Annotated in this window: 17 protein-coding genes (1 of these 17 running past the window's edge); 9 read left to right on the top strand and 8 right to left on the bottom strand. The window is 64.2% G+C overall.

Annotated features, from left to right (window positions below; all coding sequences use genetic code 11):
- The 4 genes in view from F8A10_RS16260 to F8A10_RS16275 are tightly spaced (at most 12 nt apart) and all read right to left on the bottom strand, a layout consistent with a single transcriptional unit that may run on beyond the window.
- Positions 1-612 carry the 5' portion of an acyl-CoA dehydrogenase family protein gene (locus F8A10_RS16260; protein WP_010398779.1) on the bottom strand. The gene continues 516 nt to the left of window position 1, outside the view, so only the first 612 of its 1,128 coding nucleotides appear in the window; the start codon lies at positions 610-612; its stop codon lies beyond the left edge, outside the window.
- Entirely contained in the window at positions 609-1,790 is a 1,182-nt protein-coding gene (locus tag F8A10_RS16265) for an acetyl-CoA C-acyltransferase (protein WP_152367901.1), read from the bottom strand. The genes F8A10_RS16260 and F8A10_RS16265 overlap by 4 nt, the downstream gene beginning before the upstream one ends.
- A gap of 12 nt (positions 1,791-1,802) precedes the next feature.
- On the bottom strand, positions 1,803-2,570 hold the full coding sequence (locus F8A10_RS16270) for an SDR family NAD(P)-dependent oxidoreductase (protein WP_010398781.1): 768 nt from the start codon (positions 2,568-2,570) through the stop codon (positions 1,803-1,805).
- Between the two features lie 9 nt (positions 2,571-2,579).
- Positions 2,580-4,247: an acyl-CoA synthetase gene (locus F8A10_RS16275; protein ID WP_010398782.1), complete on the bottom strand. Its 1,668-nt coding sequence runs from the start codon at positions 4,245-4,247 to the stop codon at positions 2,580-2,582.
- 126 nt (positions 4,248-4,373) lie between these two features.
- On the opposite strand from F8A10_RS16275, the gene F8A10_RS16280 reads away from it, so the two are divergent.
- On the top strand, positions 4,374-5,396 hold the full coding sequence (locus F8A10_RS16280) for an AraC family transcriptional regulator (protein WP_152367902.1): 1,023 nt from the start codon (positions 4,374-4,376) through the stop codon (positions 5,394-5,396).
- On the opposite strand, the gene F8A10_RS16285 is transcribed toward F8A10_RS16280, so the two are convergent.
- The 3 genes from F8A10_RS16285 to F8A10_RS16295 form a co-directional block, all read right to left on the bottom strand.
- Entirely contained in the window at positions 5,353-6,336 is a 984-nt protein-coding gene (locus tag F8A10_RS16285; protein WP_152367903.1) for a Fic family protein, read from the bottom strand. The two genes, F8A10_RS16280 and F8A10_RS16285, sit on opposite strands and share 44 nt — an antisense overlap.
- Before the next feature lie 146 nt (positions 6,337-6,482).
- On the bottom strand, positions 6,483-7,592 hold the full coding sequence (locus tag F8A10_RS16290) for a ParB/RepB/Spo0J family partition protein (RefSeq protein ID WP_152367904.1): 1,110 nt from the start codon (positions 7,590-7,592) through the stop codon (positions 6,483-6,485).
- A complete protein-coding gene (locus F8A10_RS16295; RefSeq protein WP_010398786.1) occupies positions 7,589-8,893 on the bottom strand; it encodes an AAA family ATPase in 1,305 nt (434 codons plus the stop codon). The genes F8A10_RS16290 and F8A10_RS16295 overlap by 4 nt, the downstream gene beginning before the upstream one ends.
- A gap of 483 nt (positions 8,894-9,376) precedes the next feature.
- Here F8A10_RS16295 and F8A10_RS16300 point away from each other — a divergent pair, with 483 nt between their 5' ends.
- From F8A10_RS16300 to F8A10_RS16335, 8 genes are all read left to right on the top strand, one after another.
- Positions 9,377-10,051, top strand: a complete 675-nt coding sequence (locus tag F8A10_RS16300; protein WP_152367905.1) for a DnaA N-terminal domain-containing protein — start codon at positions 9,377-9,379, stop codon at positions 10,049-10,051.
- Positions 10,052-10,129: 78 nt separating this feature from the next.
- On the top strand, positions 10,130-10,387 hold the full coding sequence (locus F8A10_RS16305; RefSeq protein WP_152367906.1) for a PepSY domain-containing protein: 258 nt from the start codon (positions 10,130-10,132) through the stop codon (positions 10,385-10,387).
- A gap of 109 nt (positions 10,388-10,496) precedes the next feature.
- Positions 10,497-11,459 (top strand): biotin synthase BioB, encoded by a 963-nt coding sequence (gene bioB, locus F8A10_RS16310; protein WP_152367907.1) that lies wholly within the window; start codon positions 10,497-10,499, stop codon positions 11,457-11,459.
- Complete coding sequence (locus tag F8A10_RS16315; RefSeq protein WP_193668229.1) at positions 11,456-12,577, top strand: 8-amino-7-oxononanoate synthase; 1,122 nt, start codon at positions 11,456-11,458, stop codon at positions 12,575-12,577. Before bioB ends, F8A10_RS16315 begins: the two co-directional genes overlap by 4 nt.
- Positions 12,574-13,194 carry a dethiobiotin synthase gene (gene bioD, locus F8A10_RS16320; protein WP_152367908.1) on the top strand — a complete coding sequence of 207 codons (621 nt, stop codon included), beginning with the start codon at positions 12,574-12,576 and terminating at the stop codon, positions 13,192-13,194. Before F8A10_RS16315 ends, bioD begins: the two co-directional genes overlap by 4 nt.
- Positions 13,194-14,480 carry an adenosylmethionine--8-amino-7-oxononanoate transaminase gene (gene bioA / locus F8A10_RS16325; protein WP_152367909.1) on the top strand — a complete coding sequence of 429 codons (1,287 nt, stop codon included), beginning with the start codon at positions 13,194-13,196 and terminating at the stop codon, positions 14,478-14,480. Before bioD ends, bioA begins: the two co-directional genes overlap by 1 nt.
- A complete protein-coding gene (locus F8A10_RS16330) occupies positions 14,477-15,085 on the top strand; it encodes a pimeloyl-ACP methyl esterase BioG family protein (RefSeq protein ID WP_152367910.1) in 609 nt (202 codons plus the stop codon). The genes bioA and F8A10_RS16330 overlap by 4 nt, the downstream gene beginning before the upstream one ends.
- Complete coding sequence (locus F8A10_RS16335; protein ID WP_152367911.1) at positions 15,082-15,825, top strand: methyltransferase domain-containing protein; 744 nt, start codon at positions 15,082-15,084, stop codon at positions 15,823-15,825. Before F8A10_RS16330 ends, F8A10_RS16335 begins: the two co-directional genes overlap by 4 nt.
- Here F8A10_RS16335 and F8A10_RS16340 read toward each other — a convergent pair.
- Positions 15,822-16,490 (bottom strand): GntR family transcriptional regulator, encoded by a 669-nt coding sequence (locus F8A10_RS16340; protein WP_010398804.1) that lies wholly within the window; start codon positions 16,488-16,490, stop codon positions 15,822-15,824. The two genes, F8A10_RS16335 and F8A10_RS16340, sit on opposite strands and share 4 nt — an antisense overlap.
- Positions 16,491-16,503 lie beyond the last annotated feature (13 nt).

A 16,503-nucleotide genomic window follows, 5' to 3' on the forward strand; every position in this document is an offset into this window, starting at 1 on the left:
GGAATGCTGGCCCAGCTTATGCTCGACCGAGACCACCTCGTAGCCCGGCGTGTCGGTCGGCACGATAAAGGCCGAGATCCCCTTTTTGCCCGCCGCCGGATCGGTGACGGCAAAGACGATCACCACATTGCCGTTCTTGCCCGAGGTGATGAACTGCTTGGCCCCGTCGATGACGTAATGATCGCCTTCGCGCCGCGCCCTGGTGCGCAGGTTAGAGGCGTCCGACCCGGCATGAGGCTCGGTCAGGGCAAAGCCGCCGATCCACTCGCCACTGGCCATCCGGGGCAGAAAGCGCGCCTTTTGATCATCCGTGCCAAAGCGCAGGATCGGCACGCAGCCGACCGAGCTATGCACTGACATGATGGTCGAGCATGCCCCGTCCGCCGCTGCAATCTCTTCCAGCGCAAGGGCATAGGCGACCATGCCGGTTTCCGAGCCGCCATGCGCCTCGGGCACCAGCATCCCCAGAAAGCCCAGCTCGCCCATCTCGGTCAGTTCGGCGCGCGGAAAGGCATGCTCACGGTCGCGCCGCGCCGCGCCGGGGGCCAGCCGCTCTTGCGCGAATTGCCGGGCAGCGTCGCGGATCTGTTCCTGTTCCTCGGTCAGCATCATTGCATCCTTTCGATCGCGACCGCCGTCGCTTCACCGCCGCCGATACAAAGCGAGGCGATACCGCGCGCCAGCCCATGCGTTTCCAGCGCCGCGAGCAGCGTGACCAGCACCCGCGCGCCCGAAGCCCCGATCGGATGGCCCAGCGCGCAGGCGCCGCCATGCACGTTCACCTTGTCATGGGGCAGATCCAGGTCGCGCATCGCCGCCATGGCAACCACGGCAAAAGCCTCATTGATCTCGAAAAGATCGTAATCACCAGGCGCGGTCCCGGTCCGCTCGGCCAGCCGGCGGATTGCACCGATCGGCGCGGTCGGGAACAGGTTCGGCTTATCGGCAAAGGTCGCGTGCCCAAGGATGCGGGCGCGCGGTGTCAGGCCACGCCGCCCGGCCTCCGAGGCGCGCATCAGCACCAGCGCCGCCGCCCCGTCCGAGATTGACGAGCTGTTCGCCGCCGTCACCGTCCCCCCATTGCGAAAGGCGGGCTTCAGCGTGGGGATCTTGTCAAGCCGCGCCTTTCCCGGCTGTTCATCCGTATCGACCACGGTTTCGCCGCTGCGGGTCCTGACCGTGACCGGCGCGATCTCGGCCCGGAAATGCCCGGCAGAGATTGCCTGCTGCGCCCGCCTCAGCGAGCTGATGGCGAATTCGTCCTGCGCCTCACGCGTGAACTGATAAGCCTCGGCACAATCCTCGGCAAAGGTGCCCATCAGGCGGCCTTTGTCATAGGCGTCCTCAAGACCGTCCAGAAACATATGGTCCATGACCTGGCCATGGCCCATGCGATAGCCCGAGCGGGCCTTGGGCAGCAGGTAGGGCGCGTTCGACATGCTCTCCATCCCGCCCGCAACCACGACATCGGCCGATCCGGCAAGGATCAGGTCATGGGCCAGCATTGCCGCTTTCATGCCCGAGCCGCACATCTTGTTCACGGTCGTCGCGCCCGCGCCCAGGGGCAGACCCGCGCCGAGTGCCGCTTGCCGGGCCGGGGCCTGACCCTGACCGGCAGGCAGCACACAGCCCATGATGATCTCATCCACCGCCTGCGGGTCCAGCCCGCCCAGCGCCGCCCTGATCGCGGTCGCGCCCAGCGACGCCGCCTCGACCGAGGCGAAATCGCCCTGAAACCCGCCCATTGGCGTGCGGGCCAGACCAACGATGACAATCGGATCGGTGCTCATGATGTCTCTCCCTTATTTCGGCGCCATGCGCAGCGCGCCATCCAGCCGGATGACCTCGCCGTTCAGCATCTGGTTTTCGACGATATGGCGCACCAGCGCCGCATATTCGGCCGGATTGCCCAGGCGCGGCGGGAAAGGCACCGTACCGCCCAGACTGTCCTGCACCTCCTGCGGCAGACCGGACATCATCGGGGTGGCAAAGATTCCCGGCGCGATGGTCACGACCCGGATACCATGCCGCGCCAGTTCCCGCGCCGCCGGCAGGGTCAGCGCAGCGACCCCGCCTTTCGAGGCCGCATAGGCCGCCTGCCCGATCTGCCCGTCAAATGCGGCAATCGAGGCGGTGTTGACGATCACGCCGCGCTCACCCCCCTCGCCCGGCGCATTCTTCGCCATGGCACCGGCGGCCAGCCGCAGGATGTTGAAGGTGCCGATCAGGTTGATCTGGATGGCACGGGCAAAGCTATCAAGCGCATGCGGACCCTCGCGCCCGACGATCTTTTCACCCGGCGCGATACCAGCGCAGTTCACCGCAACGTCCACACGGCCAAAAGCCGCAAGCGCCGCCGCCAGCGCGGCCTCGCCGTCCGGGGCGCTGGTCACGTCGGTGCGCACAAACCGCACGGCCTCGCCCAGCTCTGCCGCCATGGCTGCGCCCGCCTCGGCGTTCACGTCCAGAAGCACGGCCCGCGCGCGCGCCGCAACGGCCATACGGGCCACCGCCGCGCCCAGACCCGAGCCCGCGCCGGTGATCAGAAATACCTTGTTCTCGATCTGCATGATGCGTCCTTAATTCCGGGCCAGTTTCTCGACTTCAGCCTTGCGCAGGATAAAGCGCTGGATCTTGCCGCTTGGCGTCTTGGGCAGATCCTCGACGAAATCGATCATCCGGGGATAGGCATGGGCCGACAAGCGTTTCTTGACATGCTGCGCCAGCTCTTCGCTCAGGGCATCGGACCCCTCGACGCCCTTGGCCAGAACAACAAACGCCTTGACCAGTTCGGTTCGTTCGGGGTCGGGCACGCCGACGACCGCCGCTTCGACCACCGCCGGATGTTCGATCAGCGCGCTTTCAACATCGAAAGGCCCGATGCGATAGCCCGAAGAGGTGATGACATCGTCCGAGCGTCCGATAAAGCTGATCGACCCGTCCGGCTCGAACTCGACGGAATCGCCGGTGCGGTAATATCCGCCGGCAAGGGCGGGCGTCGCCTGGTTCAGATAGCCCGAGAACCACATCAGGGGCGAACGCTTCATGTCGATCGCCAGCACGCCCGGCTGGTTCGGGCCAAGCTCGTTGCCCTCGTCATCCAGCACCACCACACGATAGCCCGGCATCGCCAGCCCGGCCGAACCGGGGCGCACGGGATGATCCAGCCCGTGATGGTTGTTCACGCACATGCCCATTTCGGTCTGGCCGTAATGGTCGTGGATCGGCACCGACAGATGTTCAGCAAACCAGCGGATGATTTCGGGGTTCAGCGGCTCGCCGGCCGAACTCACGACCCGCAGCTGGCCCTTGATCTCTGCCGCAGCCTCTGGCCCCGCCGCGGTCAGCAGCCGATAGGCTGTCGGCGACCCGGCAAGGCTTGTCACGCCCATGCGCCGGATGATGCGACAGGTGGTCTCGGCGGTGAAACCGCCCTCGTAAAAGATCGTCGGCTGACCCAAAAGCAGCGGCCCGGTCAGCGCATAGTAAAGCCCGTAAGCCCAGCCCGGATCGGCGATGTTCCAGAAAACATCCTCTTCGCGCAGATCGACCGCATCGCGCATATAGGCGCCAAAGGCCAGCAGAGCCCGCAACGGCACCGGCACCCCTTTCGGCAGGCCGGTGGTGCCCGAGGTGGACATCATCATGAACAGATCCTCGCCGCGCCGCATCACCGGCTCGAACCCGGCCGAGGCTGTGCTCAGCGCATCGCGGAAATCAATGTCCTCGGGGGCCAGCTTTTCTTCATCTGCGCGAACCGTGGCGACCAGGGGGCAATCCTCGACCTCATCCAGCTTGGGCCGTTGGGCGGTATTCGTCACCACCAGCTTGGCACCGCTGGTCTTTAGCCGATGCTCGATTGCCTTGGGGCCAAAGGCGGTGAACAGCGGCTGATACACCGCACCCAGACGCCAGGCGCCCAGAACCACAGCAACCAGATCAACGGTGCGCGGCAACAGCCCCGCCACCACATCGCCCGGCCGGATACCCTTGTCCGAGAACAGGTTCGCCACCCGCGCCGACATGTCGCGCAGTTCTTCAAAGGTGTATTCGGTCAGCGTCTCATCCGCCGACAGGCAGCGCAGCGCCACCCGATTCACGCCACAATGCCGGTCGCAGCATTCGACACAGGCATTCAGCCCGGTCTCAAGATCGCCACGCAGCCCGGCCATGGCATCTTCGATCCGGAACCGCGCCACAGCATCATGATAACCGGGACGCGCCCGGGTCAGGGTCGTCGCAGACATATCTCTCCTCCTCTAACTCTCCGCCGGTGGCGGCTCTCCTGAGTCTGGCGTCAGCTTAGCGTCAGGCGCATTGCAAACAATGACATTGGCGGCCAGAATAGGCGATCGGTTTTGCAATATGGTGACATGGAACGGCGCAGGATCACCCCGGGTTTTGTCGAGGACGCGCTGGACTGTCTGCGCCGCCGCGGGCTTGACCCGCAGCCCCTGCTTGCGCGCGCAGGGATCGGGACTGCGGGCGAGCCGGTCTCGAACCTGCAATACGGCAAGCTGTGGCTCGCTATCGCCGATCTGATCCAGGACGAGTTCTTTGACGAGGCCGCCCGCCCGATGCGCCCCGGCAGTTTCCAGCTGCTGTGCCAGGCGGTGCTGCACGCCGAAACGCTTGAGCACGCGCTACGCCGGGCGCTGAAATTCCTCGCCGTCGTGCTTGACGACCCGGTCGGAGAGCTGCGCTTGCGCGAAGGCCAGGCCGAGATCCTGCTCAATGACAGCGGCCCGCCGCGCCGCGCCTTTGCCTATCGCACCTATTGGCTGATCCTGCTGGGGGTAATGTGCTGGCTGATCGGTCGCCGCATTCCGCTGATGCAGGTCGATTTCGCCTGCCCTGCACCCGAGAACCGCCGCGACTATCATCAGTTCTTCGGCGCTCCGGTTCATTTTGACCGGCCCGTCAGCCGGCTGACCTTTGCGGCAAGCTACCTGTCGCTGCCGACGATCCGCAACGAAAAGGCGCTGGCGGGCTTTCTGCGTGGCGCGCCGGCAAATATCCTTTTGCGCTATCGCCACGATCAGGGGTTGTCGGCACGCATCCGGGCAAGGCTGCGTGCGCTTGCCCCCGGGGACTGGCCGGATTTTGACACGCTCGCCGCCGATCTGCGCCTGTCGCCCGCGACCCTGCGCCGAAGGCTGCGGCGCGAGGGTCAGGGTTATGCCGCCATCCGGGCCGAGATCCGCCTGATGCGCGCCCGGGAATTTCTGCGCGACACTGACCTGAGTGTGGCCGAGATCGCTGCCCGGCTGGGTTATGGCGAACCCAGCGCCTTTCATCGCGCCTTTCTCAAGATCGCTGGAACGACACCCGCCGCCTTTCGCCGTGACGCGCTCAGCCAGCCAGCATCCACAGCCGGAACCGCCGCCCGCCTGTGATCTCGCGCGCAAGACCCAGGGATTTCATGCGCGCCAGCATCCGCTCGGCTGTGTCACGGCTGATCCCGGCGCTATCCTCAAGCATCGCCGCGCTCAGCAGCGGATGCGCGGCCAGCGCCCGGATCACCCGGGCCGGATTGTCGCCCTTGACCCCTGCCATCGCCGCCAGTGCCCGGGCCTGCCATTCGGTGACCCGCGCCAGCTCATGGCGGGCGTCCTCGATCCCCGCAGTGACCGCCGCCAGATGCCGCGCCATCCGCTCGGCCGGGGTGCCGCCGTCGATCCAGACCCCGCGCCCATGACGGCCAAGCGGGACAAAGCGCAACCCCTCGCACCCCTCGGCCATATCCCGCGCCGTCCATGTCGCGGGCTCGGCCAGCACCTCGGGCGCGGAAAGATCGCAAAGACGCCACAGCACCCGCAGTGCAGGGGCCCGCGCCACCGGCGTCAGATCGGCCAGTTCACCGGCCAGTGTGCGGAACTCTGCGGCGGCAGCATCGAAGTCATGACCGGTCGGACGCGCCGCCAGCAGGTCATCCAGCCCCGAGACCTCGGCCCGGTGCAGCCCGAGAAATGCGCGCAGGTCGCGCGGATCCCCCTGCCCTTCCAGCCGCCGGATGCTCCAGCGCGCCAGCCGCATCGCCTCCAGATCGGCGCCGGCCCGTGCCTCCATCAGATCGCGCCCGATCTCTTCCCGCCGTAGCGGAGAGCCCTGCGCCCATAGCATCGCCTCGGCTTCGATCAGCGCCAAACGCCGATTGGCCCCGGCCCGCAACTCAGGCTCCATCGCCATCAGCATGCCTTCCAGCCGCCCCAGAGCAAAGGCTGCGCGGGCCAGATCCGCCGCCAGAGCACTCTCGGCAGAAAACCAAGCCCCGACATCAAAAAGCTCGTGCAAAGGTGGTTTTTCGTGATAATCTGTGTCCGAAGCGGATGGCATGTTTTCTGACCTGCAAAAGTTCTTATCCGCAGAATATCCCCATTTTGCGGATCACTGGAAGAGGGCTGTTTTACCCCCTTCCGATACCTCTGTCCGCCCCGTTCTGCGCTCCCTTCCCCAGGGCGAAACCTTCCCCGTGGGGAAGGTCAGTCAAGCCCCTCAAGCAGCGATCTCACCGCCGCCTCAAGCTTGCGCCGGTCCACCGCCGAAAAGTCGCGTGGCAGGCGGATCTCCAGCCGCCCGTTCGAGGCGGTACACTTCGCGCTGCCCTGTGGACGCTGGATTTGAAAGCTGATGCGCGCCTTGCCCGACGGAGTGGCCGCGGTGGCGCTGCGCGGCTTTGCCGCAGCAGTTTCGCTGTCATCCCCCTGCCCCGCATAGCGGCGCAAAACGTCGAGTTCATCCTTGATCGAGCGCGTATCCCAGCCCTTCAGTTCGGCCCGGATTGCCGCTGCTGTGCCCGGCACTTCGTCCAGCCGCTGCGCTAATGCCAACCCCAAAGCGCGGGGGATTTCGGGTGCATACATCAGCGTTTCGCCAAGCGCCTCGATCAGGCGGATAAAGCTGCGGATATAGCTGCGCTTTTGATAGCCTGCCGATTTGAACAGGATCGCAACAGCCTTCTCGGGGTCATGTTCCTCGGTCTGCGGGTCCATGGCATAATGCAGCGCAAGCTGGGCCATCTCGGCAAAAGAGATGTCCTTGCGCACCATGTTTTCATCAACCATGCGCCGGTAAAGCTGCTCAAGCTCATCGCCGCGTGCGGCGATTCCGGCCGGAATCCGACCCCATTTCTCGGTATCGCCCGTCTCCTCCAGCAACAGCCGATAGGCCGACAGCCGCCGCCAACCCTGGATCAGCTCGTAGCGGCCACCCTCGGCCGGCTCGACCCTGATCGGGTTTGAAAGCCCGATATCACGGATAGATTCCACCAATTCGGGCAGCTCATAATCCGGTCCCGGCGCGCGGTCCCGGATCAGTTTCCGGGTATCAATCGCGTCCAGCGGGATCATATCGGTGATCAAACCGGCGCGTTTCAGCCGCACATGTTCCTGTGCCAAAGCATCGTTTTCGGCGCGGATCTGAGCCTCCAGACGGGCGCGATCTCTACTGGATTCAACGGTTTCCGCGATTGCGGTGGCCATTGGCCCCCGGCGCTGTTCACGCTCCTCCTTCCCCGCGGGGAAGGTTTCGGGCGTGGCCTCGACCGGCTCTTCCGGCATTTCGATTTCGAACATGCGACGTTTGCGGCTCATGCCTCACCCTCCAGCTTGTCCCAGGCGGCAACGAGACGGGATTTGAATTCCTCATAAGCCTGATCAAAGGTCGCCCGCGCCCGCCGCCAGGTTCCGCGCGTCATCTCACGATAATCAATCTCGTAGATCGAGGACAGGAAACGGCCGGACTGCTCGACCGCGCGCGTCAGTTCGATCGGATGCTCAGCCATATGCTCGCCGAACACCTGCTTGAACGCGCCATACATCGCCTGATGCAGTTCATTCGACGGCTCGAACCGCGTCATCAGGAACCGGATATCGGCAAAGGCTTTCGGCAACCGGATCTTCCCCGTGGGGAAGTTTTCGAAACCATGCGACAGATCCTCCAGCGCCTCGGATAGCTGTCCGATAAAGCTGGTGGTCGAGTCATACTCCCAATAGCCCGGCCCCGAGGGGATATAAAGCATGTCGGCAGCAAAGACCGCGTTCATTGACTGATAGCCAATCGCCGGCGGACAATCGAAAAGAATAAGGTCGTAAGCATCATCCGCGAGACTGTCGAGAAAGCGCGACACCGCACCAAAGAACGTCCATTCCGGATTAAGGTGCCGATACTGGGCGCTGGCGAACTCGACAAAGGCGGCGTTGGCGCAGCTTGGCACGATATCAATAGTGGACCATGCGGTCGGCTTGATAAAGTCCGCCGGGCGCAGCATCCCCAGCCCCATGTCACGGATCGAGGCGGGCAGCTTGCGTTGCGGCAGCGCCGTTCCCGACTCAGCCCCGCGAGCCACCGCATTCATACGGTCGGTTTCACGCTCAAGGTCACGGGCCATGATGCCCCAGACGGTGTGATCCTCGCCGACATCCGTCAGACCCATCGAATGGCTCAGCGTTGCCTGCGGGTCGAAATCGACCACCAGAACCCGATAGCCGTCCAGCGCGGCAGCGTGAGCAAAGTGCAGCGCCACGGTCGATTTGCCGGCGCCACCCTTAAAATTGGCAATCGCCGCCCGAAAGGCGCGCTTGCCCTGCGGCCGCCAGGGCATCAGCGACTTGCGGTTGATGCGGATGCGGCGGCGCAGCTCGTTCACCTCGTCAAGCGAGAACCAGCGCTGGCGACCATCCTCCTCAACTTCCCCGAGGGGAAGGTGCGGCTCGGCGGCAAGCTTGCCGCGAAAGGTCGACTGGTTGATGCGAAAGATCAGCTCGGCCACCTCCCAGCTGGAAAAGCGGCGCAGTGTCTTTTCATTGGCCGGGCTGAAGGTCTGGCGCCGGATCCAGCCCTGCATCTTCAAGGATTGTGCCTGCAGCCTGGCGAGGTCTTCGTGCGTATACATGGGATGCCTGTATTTATAGGACGCAGATTTTCTTCTGTTTCGCTTTTACGCCGGATTTGCACTTTTGGCAAAAACAGTTTTGATTGATAAGGCAAGAAGGCGGAAATGCGGGAATTTTCAGGCCCCGCCTGCGAATCGCCAACCGAATCGGAGGCCCGTCCGGAGGCAACGCAAACGCCGGAAATGGGGGACGTCAGATCGGCAGAGCGGCCTGAATAGGGGACAATATCGCGCCATTAGGTGACTCCCTGGGTGTCCCTCAATACCAATGATACCGATTTTTCCTTTCGGAATTGGGACGGGAAACCGGCCTGACGGCAAGACGCTTGACAGAATCGGAAATCAGGACGCAAATACGAGAGAGATGGCGAAAAGCGTTTCGATCGGCACAAGATCGGCGCCGCTGTCGGGGTCTCTTCGTCAGACGGGACCTTTGGGCTAAGGGGCAATAGCAGCCGGTCACATCCGGAGGCAGGGGCAGAGATGCAGGTGATCCGCGCCGTTGGTCGAGAGGCCGCGGCCAAGAAATACGATTTGCTTTCCGCCATGATGGCGCATGGCCTTGCGGGCGACAAGCATCGTCAGCGGCTGATCTTGCGACTCATGGCCCTGATCACCACAAGATATAACTGGCAACGAGATGAGCTTACGATTGGTCAGCGTGAAATCGCGCGGCTTTGGTGTGTTGACGAACGAACCGTCAAACGAGAGATGGCCAAGCTGCGTACGCTTGGCTGGATCGAAATTAAGCAGCACGGCGCGCGGGGCCGGGTTTCGGTCCTGAGTCTTAATCTGGAACGTATTTTGCTGGATACCCGGGGAGAATGGCCGAATATCGGGCCAGACTTTGTCGAACGGGTAGGGGGCAAACCAAGCGAACCGTCCAGCAATGTCGTGCCGTTGCATCGACCTGAACCGGTTCCGGCACAGGGGCTTTGGGCTGAGGCGCGTGCACGGCTGGCCGAAGAGGACCCGGCGTTGTTTGATGCCTGGTTCGCCGGGCTGATTGAGGCAGAGCTGACCGAAAGTTGCCTGACGCTTTTTGCGCCGACACGGTTTCACGCCAATTATGTCCAGACACATCTGCTGGAACGACTGCACACCGCAGTCCTGCGTTGCAACGGCCGGATCGCCAGGGTTCGCATTATTGGCCCGTGAGGGCAGGGCGGCTGTAAGCGAGCTGCAAGTTTCGCACCTTTATATCTGCAGCGATCCACGCAAATGCAGGAGTAAAGAATGCGTTTCATTGCCATGACTGCCGTGCTGACTGCCTTGGCCTTTCCGGTCATGGCGGATGGGGATTGCAAGGTTCCGGTTGCGCAGCGGCGAACGGTTGAGGAGCTGAAATCCTCACTGACCGCCAAGGGATGGGTCGTTCACAATGTCACCCTCGATGACGGTTGTTACGAGGTTTATGGCAAGGATGAGACTGGTCAGCGCGTCCAGATCGTCTTTCATCCCACAAGCTTTGCCGAACTGCGGATGGATGACTGACAAGACGGGGCAGGATCCGTTTGCGTCTAAATAATAGATAATATATCCGGGTTAACTTTCTGACGCGGCATTTTTATAGATACTCTTGAGGCCAGGTTCAGGAGGGATCATGTCGCAACCATTGTGCCGCGCTAAAGAAATCTATAATTTGCCACTGATGGACCTGCTTTTCAGGGCACAAACCGTGCATCGCGCCAATTTCGACCCGAATCTGGTCCAATGTTCAAAACTGCTTTCGATCAAAACAGGCGGCTGCCCCGAGGACTGTGCCTATTGTTCGCAATCGGCACGGAACGGGGCGGAACTCTCTGCATCGAAGCTGATGGAGGTTCAGCGCGTGCTGGCAGAGGCCAAGCGCGCAAAGGAAGCGGGCGCGACACGTTATTGCATGGGCGCTGCCTGGCGGTCACCGAAAGAGCGGGACATGCCAGCCGTGCTGGCGATGATCCGCGGCGTCAAGGCGCTGGGGATGGAGACCTGCATGACGCTGGGCATGCTGGACATGGATCAGGCGTTACGGCTGAAAGATGCTGGGTTGGATTATTACAACCATAATATTGATACATCGGAACGCTATTATTCCGAGATCATCACCACCCGCAGCTTTCAGGACCGGCTGGATACGCTGGACCGGGTGCAGGCGGCTGGGATCAATGTCTGCGCAGGTGGCATCATCGGGATGGGCGAGACGGCCGAGGACCGGATCTCGATGCTTGAAACCCTTGCCGGGATGGAGGTTCCGCCACAATCGGTGCCTATCAACATGCTGATGCCGATGGCGGGGACACCGCTTGCCGATGCGCCAAAGCTTGATCCGATCGAGATGGTGCGCACCATCGCTACCGCACGCATCCTGATGCCGAAATCATATGTGCGCCTTTCAGCCGGGCGCTCCGGGATGAGCGATGAATTGCAGGCGATGTGTTTTTTCGCGGGGGCAAATTCGATCTTTGTCGGCGACACCCTGCTGACCGCCGAAAACCCCGGCGAGGACAAGGATGCGCAGCTGTTCGCCCGCCTTGGCCTGCGCGCCGAGGTACTGACCGGGCCGGCCGAGGGCTGTGCGGCATGAGCTTTCCCCGCCATCGTGCGGCGCTTGATGCGCTGGCGCAGCGTGGCCGGTTACGCCAGCGGGCAACGACAGCCGGGCTTGATTTCGCCTCGAACGACTATCTGGGGCTGGCGGGGTCCGGGTTGCTGGTCCGTGCGGCGCTTGATGCGCTGGGGCGCGGCGTTCCTGTCGGGGCAGGGGGGTCGCGGCTTTTGCGCGGCAACCATCCCGAACATGAGGCGCTGGAGGCCGAGGCGGCCGCGTTTTTCGGCGCTGAGGCTGCGCTTTACATGGGTGGCGGCTTTCAGGCCAATCAGGCCATTTTTTCGACCCTGCCGATGCAGGGAGATCTGGTCCTGCATGACGCGCTGATCCATGCCAGCGCATATGAGGGGATGCGCCTTGGCCGGGCCGAATGCCGGAGCTTTGCCCATAATGATGCGGCTGATGCCGCCCGGGTGATAGCGGAATGGCGCGCCTTGGGGGGGCCTGGCCGGGTCTGGATCGCCGTTGAAAGCGTATACTCGATGGAGGGTGATCTGGCTCCGCTTTCCGCATTGGCCGAACTTGCCGCGCGCGAGGATGCGGTGCTGGTCGTGGATGAGGCCCATGCTACCGGCGTTTTTGGTCCGCAGGGCAGGGGGCTGGCGCATGGGGTGTCCGGTCCGCTGGTCACCTTGCATACCGGGGGCAAGGCTCTGGGTGCCTCGGGCGCACTGATCTGCGCAGATAAGGTGCTGATCGAGACGCTGGTGAACCGGGCGCGGCCCTTTATCTTTGCAACTGCGCCAGCGCCCCTGTCGGCGGCGGTGCTGCGGGCCTCGCTGATGGCCTTGCAGGATCAGCCCGCGCTGGCCGAGGGTGCGCGGCAGCGCATGGTTTTCGTGCGTGAGGCTGCGCGGGCTTGCGGCATTGCGGCGCAAAGCCAGATCGTGCCGGTGATCCTTGGCGCGGATCATCGCGCGCTGGCGATGGCCGCCGCATTGCAGGCGCAGGGTTTCGATATTCGTGCCATCCGCCCGCCGACGGTGCCAAAGGGGACGGCGCGGCTGCGCGTCTCGGTCACTGGGAACGTTGCAGAAAAGGATATCGCGGCGCTTTTCGCAGCCATTGCGGCAGAAGGCCGGGCGGCGGCATGAGCGCGGTGATCGTCACAGGCACCGATACCGGCATCGGCAAGACGCTGTTCAGCGCCGGGCTGACCCGCGCGCTTGGCGCAAGTTATTGGAAGCCGGTGCAGGCGGGGCTGGAGGATGAGACGGACAGCCAGACCGTCGCGCGTTTGTCCTCGCGCCCGGTTCTGCCCGAGGCCTATCGGCTGCGTCTGCCGGCCTCGCCCCATCTTTCGGCTGAACACGAAGGGGTGCGGATCGACCCCGCGCAGTTGGCGCTGCCGTGTATCGGCGGGCCGCTTGTCGTCGAAGGCGCAGGGGGGCTGATGGTGCCTTTGACCCGGGAAATGCTGTACTTACAGGTGATCGCCGAATGGCACGCGCCGGTGGTTCTGTGCAGCCGGACTGCGCTTGGCACCATCAACCACACGCTTTTATCGCTGGCGGCGCTGCGTGCGGCGGGGTGCAGGGTCGCGGGCGTGGCCTTTATCGGCGATGAGGCCAGGGATAGCCGTCAGGTTATCTGCGAGATTGGCGCGGTGCGCGATCTGGGGCGGCTGCCACGACTTGATCGGGTGACGCCCGAGGCGCTGGAGGCCGCGTTTACCGGCATAGATGTCGGCACGATCCGGGGGGCGATGTGATGCGCGATCTGGAATTTGACCAGCAGCACGTCTGGCATCCCTATGCCTCGATGCGTGAACCCGGCCCGGTGCATGAGGTTGTCGCGGCCGAAGGGGTTTGGCTGCAACTTGCTGACGGGGTGCGGATGATCGACGCGATGTCCTCATGGTGGGCGGCGGCGCATGGTCACCGTCACCCCCGGCTGGTCGCGGCGATGCAAAAGCAGTTGCAGCACCTGCCGCATGTGATGTTCGGCGGGCTGACACATGCCCCTGCGGTCGGGCTGGCACGACGGTTGGTGGGGATGCTGCCCCCGGGGCTTGACCGGGTGTTTTACAGCGACAGCGGCTCGGTCGCGATTGAGGTGGCGCTGAAGATGGCCTTGCAGGCCCAGCTTGGGCTGGGGCAGGACGGGCGGATGTATTTTGCCTCGGCCCGCGGGGGATATTACGGCGATACGTGGAAGGCGATGAGCCTTTGCGACCCGGTCACCGGCATGCACAGCCAATTCGGCGCGGCCCTGCAGGTGCAGCATTTCGTGCCGCGCCCGCCCATCCCCTTTGGCGCGGAATGGGACGAGGATCCGGCCCGGAACGGGCTGGGCGCAGTCGAGGCGTTGTTTGCCAAAAAAGCCTATGAAATCGCAGCTTTTATAGTCGAGCCGGTCGTGCAGGGCGCGGGCGGCATGTGGTTTTACCATCCGCGCTGGCTTTCGGGTCTCAGGACGTTATGCGACCGGCATGGGGTGCTTTTGATCCTTGACGAGATCGCCACCGGTTTTGGCCGCACCGGCACGTTATTCGCACTGGAGCGGGCGGGCGTAGTGCCGGACATTCTGTGTCTGGGCAAGGCGCTGACCGGGGGGATGATGAGCTTTGCCGTGACCGTCGCCTCACGTCGCGTGGCCGAGGCGATTGCGGACGGTCCCGCGCCGGTGCTGATGCATGGGCCGACGTTCATGGGCAATCCGCTGGCCTGTTCGGTCGCCTGCGCCAGTCTTGATCTGCTGGCCGAGGGGCACTGGCAAGCACAGGTCGCCGAGATCGGGGCCGGCCTGCGTCAGGGCCTTGTCCCGGTGCGCGACCTGCCCGCGGTCCAGGACGTGCGTGTTCTGGGCGCGATTGGCGTGATCGAGATGCGGCAGCCGCTGGACATGGCCCGCGTCCACGCTTTCTGCCGGGAAAGCGGGGTTTGGCTGCGGCCCTTTGGACGACTGCTTTATTGCATGCCACCCTTTGTCTGCGGGCCCGATGAGGTCGCGCGTATCTGTGCCGCCATGGTCCGGATCGCCGGGTGGCAGGAATGAAGGCCGAATGGCTGCGCCGCACGGGCGCTGATCACCTGATCGTGGTTCTGACCGGCTGGGCTGTCGGGGCGGCGCCGTTCCGGCATTTGCAGGGCGCGGCGGATGTGCTGGTTCTGTCCGATTACCGCGACCTTGCTGGGCCGGGCCGGCCTCAGGGATATGCGGCGACGGATCTGGTCGCATGGTCATTTGGCGTTGCGGCCGCCTGTCATCTGCCGGAGCCTGGCGGGTTTCGCCGCAAGGTGGCAGTTTGCGGATCTTGGTCGCCTTGTGACGACGATCTGGGCATCCCGCGCCAGATCGTCAGGGCGACGGCAGAGAATCTGTCGGCACGCTCATTGCAGCAATTCGCGCGTCGGGCGGGGTGCCCGGTGCCCGGTGACGCCGATTTGCAGGCATTGGGCACAGAGCTGCGGGCGGTAATGGCCCGCGAGGCCGGGCAGGTCCCGACCTTTGATCGCATCTGGCTGGGGGCTGCCGACCGCATCTTTCCGCTGCAGAACCTGCGGCGCGCGTGGCAGGGCTGGCACGAAGCGGTGCAAGAGCTTGACTGCGGGCACAACCCCTTTGTCCTGTGGCACGATTGGTCCGAGGTGCTGGGATGAACGCGTTGACCGGGCGGGTGGCGCGGTCCTTTGCACGCTCTGCCGAAACCTACGACCGTGCGTCATTGGCGCAGCGCCGGATCGCGGCACAGCTTTTCGCCGCCTATCGCCATGCCGCACCCGACCACCATCCGGAAAACGTGCTTGAGGCCGGGTATGGCTCGGGTCATCTGACCCGGCATCTGCTGAACCTTGCTCCGCGTCGGTTATGGCTGAACGATCTGGCCGCGCCCGGACTGGCGGGCATAAAGGCCGACTATCTGCCGGGTGATATCGCGCAGGTGGTGCTGCCCGACGGGGTGGATCTTGTGGCTTCGGCCTCGATGATCCAATGGGTTGCAGATCCGGCGCAAGTCATCACCCGGCTATGCGCCACGGCCGATGCCAGAGGGTGGCTTGCCCTGTCAGGTTTCGCGCCCGGCCATTTTCCTGAACTGCAGGCGCTGGGCAGCCGGGGTGCGGCGCCCTCATACCTGACCGGGGCACAGATGGCGGCGCTGTTGCCACCCGGATGGCGGGTTCATGGCGCGGGGGAATGGCGAATGCCGCTGCAGTTTCCTGGCGCGCAAGAGGTGCTGCGCCATCTGCGGGCCACCGGGGTCAACGGTTGCGCGGGACAGATCCGCGCGCCGGGCGCGCTGCGCGATTTCATGGCGCGGTATGAGATGCGATACCGGACGCCCAAGGGCGTTAGCCTGACCTATGTGGCAAGCTGGCTGGTTGCCGAAAGGCAGGGCTAGCCGACGATGGCAAAGGCCTCGCGCTGCTTGTCGCCGCCACCGGTTGCGGGACGGCGGCCAATCCAGCGCACATGCCGGGCAAGGGTGGCGCAGGCGCTGTCCACGTCCCCTTTGCGCAGCGCAGCCAGAATGGCCCGGTGGTCGTGATCGGTGCGGGTTTCCCAATTCGACTGCCATGCGGCGAAAAGGAAACGGGCGCTGGCCGCATGCAGATCGTCGATCGCCGCCAGCAGCCGCGGCATGGCGCAGGGGGTCAGGATCAGCTTGTGAAAACGGCGGTTCGCGGCCTCCCACGAACGGACATCGCGCGAGGCGTCGCCGGCCTTGGTCGCCTCTTCGGCGGCGTTAAGAATTGCCGGGGTCAGGTGCGGGGCGGCATGGCGCAGGGCAAGTTCCTCAAGCGCGGCGCGCATCTCGGCCACTTCCTTGACCTCGGGCAGATCAAAGGCCGCGACACGCACGCCCCGGCGCGGTTCGCTGATCGCCAGCCCCTGCGCCTCAAGCCGACGAAAAGCCTCGCGTACGGGGACATGGCTTGCCCCGAATTCCTCGGCAATGCGGTCCTGGCGCAGCCGTTCGCCGGGGCCGATTTCGCCCGATACGATCCGGTCCGCCAGCACACGGCTGATGCGGACGGCCAAGGTTTCTTCTGATCCCGCGCTCATGGCCTCATGGATA

It is taken from the genome of Paracoccus kondratievae, assembly GCF_009301415.1.
Lineage (GTDB): Bacteria > Pseudomonadota > Alphaproteobacteria > Rhodobacterales > Rhodobacteraceae > Paracoccus > Paracoccus kondratievae.

Excerpts from the sequence above, each read along its gene's own strand:
- F8A10_RS16265 (WP_152367901.1), bottom strand. The coding sequence starts at position 1,790 with ATGAGCACCGATCCGATTGTCATCGTTGGTCTGGCCCGCACGCCAATG.
- F8A10_RS16270 (WP_010398781.1), bottom strand. The coding sequence starts at position 2,570 with ATGCAGATCGAGAACAAGGTATTTCTGATCACCGGCGCGGGCTCGGGT.
- F8A10_RS16275 (WP_010398782.1), bottom strand. The coding sequence starts at position 4,247 with ATGTCTGCGACGACCCTGACCCGGGCGCGTCCCGGTTATCATGATGCT.
- F8A10_RS16280 (WP_152367902.1), top strand. The coding sequence starts at position 4,374 with ATGGAACGGCGCAGGATCACCCCGGGTTTTGTCGAGGACGCGCTGGAC.
- F8A10_RS16285 (WP_152367903.1), bottom strand. The coding sequence starts at position 6,336 with ATGCCATCCGCTTCGGACACAGATTATCACGAAAAACCACCTTTGCAC.
- F8A10_RS16290 (WP_152367904.1), bottom strand. The coding sequence starts at position 7,592 with ATGAGCCGCAAACGTCGCATGTTCGAAATCGAAATGCCGGAAGAGCCG.
- F8A10_RS16295 (WP_010398786.1), bottom strand. The coding sequence starts at position 8,893 with ATGTATACGCACGAAGACCTCGCCAGGCTGCAGGCACAATCCTTGAAG.
- F8A10_RS16300 (WP_152367905.1), top strand. The coding sequence starts at position 9,377 with ATGCAGGTGATCCGCGCCGTTGGTCGAGAGGCCGCGGCCAAGAAATAC.
- F8A10_RS16305 (WP_152367906.1), top strand. The coding sequence starts at position 10,130 with ATGCGTTTCATTGCCATGACTGCCGTGCTGACTGCCTTGGCCTTTCCG.
- bioB (WP_152367907.1), top strand. The coding sequence starts at position 10,497 with ATGTCGCAACCATTGTGCCGCGCTAAAGAAATCTATAATTTGCCACTG.
- F8A10_RS16315 (WP_193668229.1), top strand. The coding sequence starts at position 11,456 with ATGAGCTTTCCCCGCCATCGTGCGGCGCTTGATGCGCTGGCGCAGCGT.
- bioD (WP_152367908.1), top strand. The coding sequence starts at position 12,574 with ATGAGCGCGGTGATCGTCACAGGCACCGATACCGGCATCGGCAAGACG.
- bioA (WP_152367909.1), top strand. The coding sequence starts at position 13,194 with ATGCGCGATCTGGAATTTGACCAGCAGCACGTCTGGCATCCCTATGCC.
- F8A10_RS16330 (WP_152367910.1), top strand. The coding sequence starts at position 14,477 with ATGAAGGCCGAATGGCTGCGCCGCACGGGCGCTGATCACCTGATCGTG.
- F8A10_RS16335 (WP_152367911.1), top strand. The coding sequence starts at position 15,082 with ATGAACGCGTTGACCGGGCGGGTGGCGCGGTCCTTTGCACGCTCTGCC.
- F8A10_RS16340 (WP_010398804.1), bottom strand. The coding sequence starts at position 16,490 with ATGAGCGCGGGATCAGAAGAAACCTTGGCCGTCCGCATCAGCCGTGTG.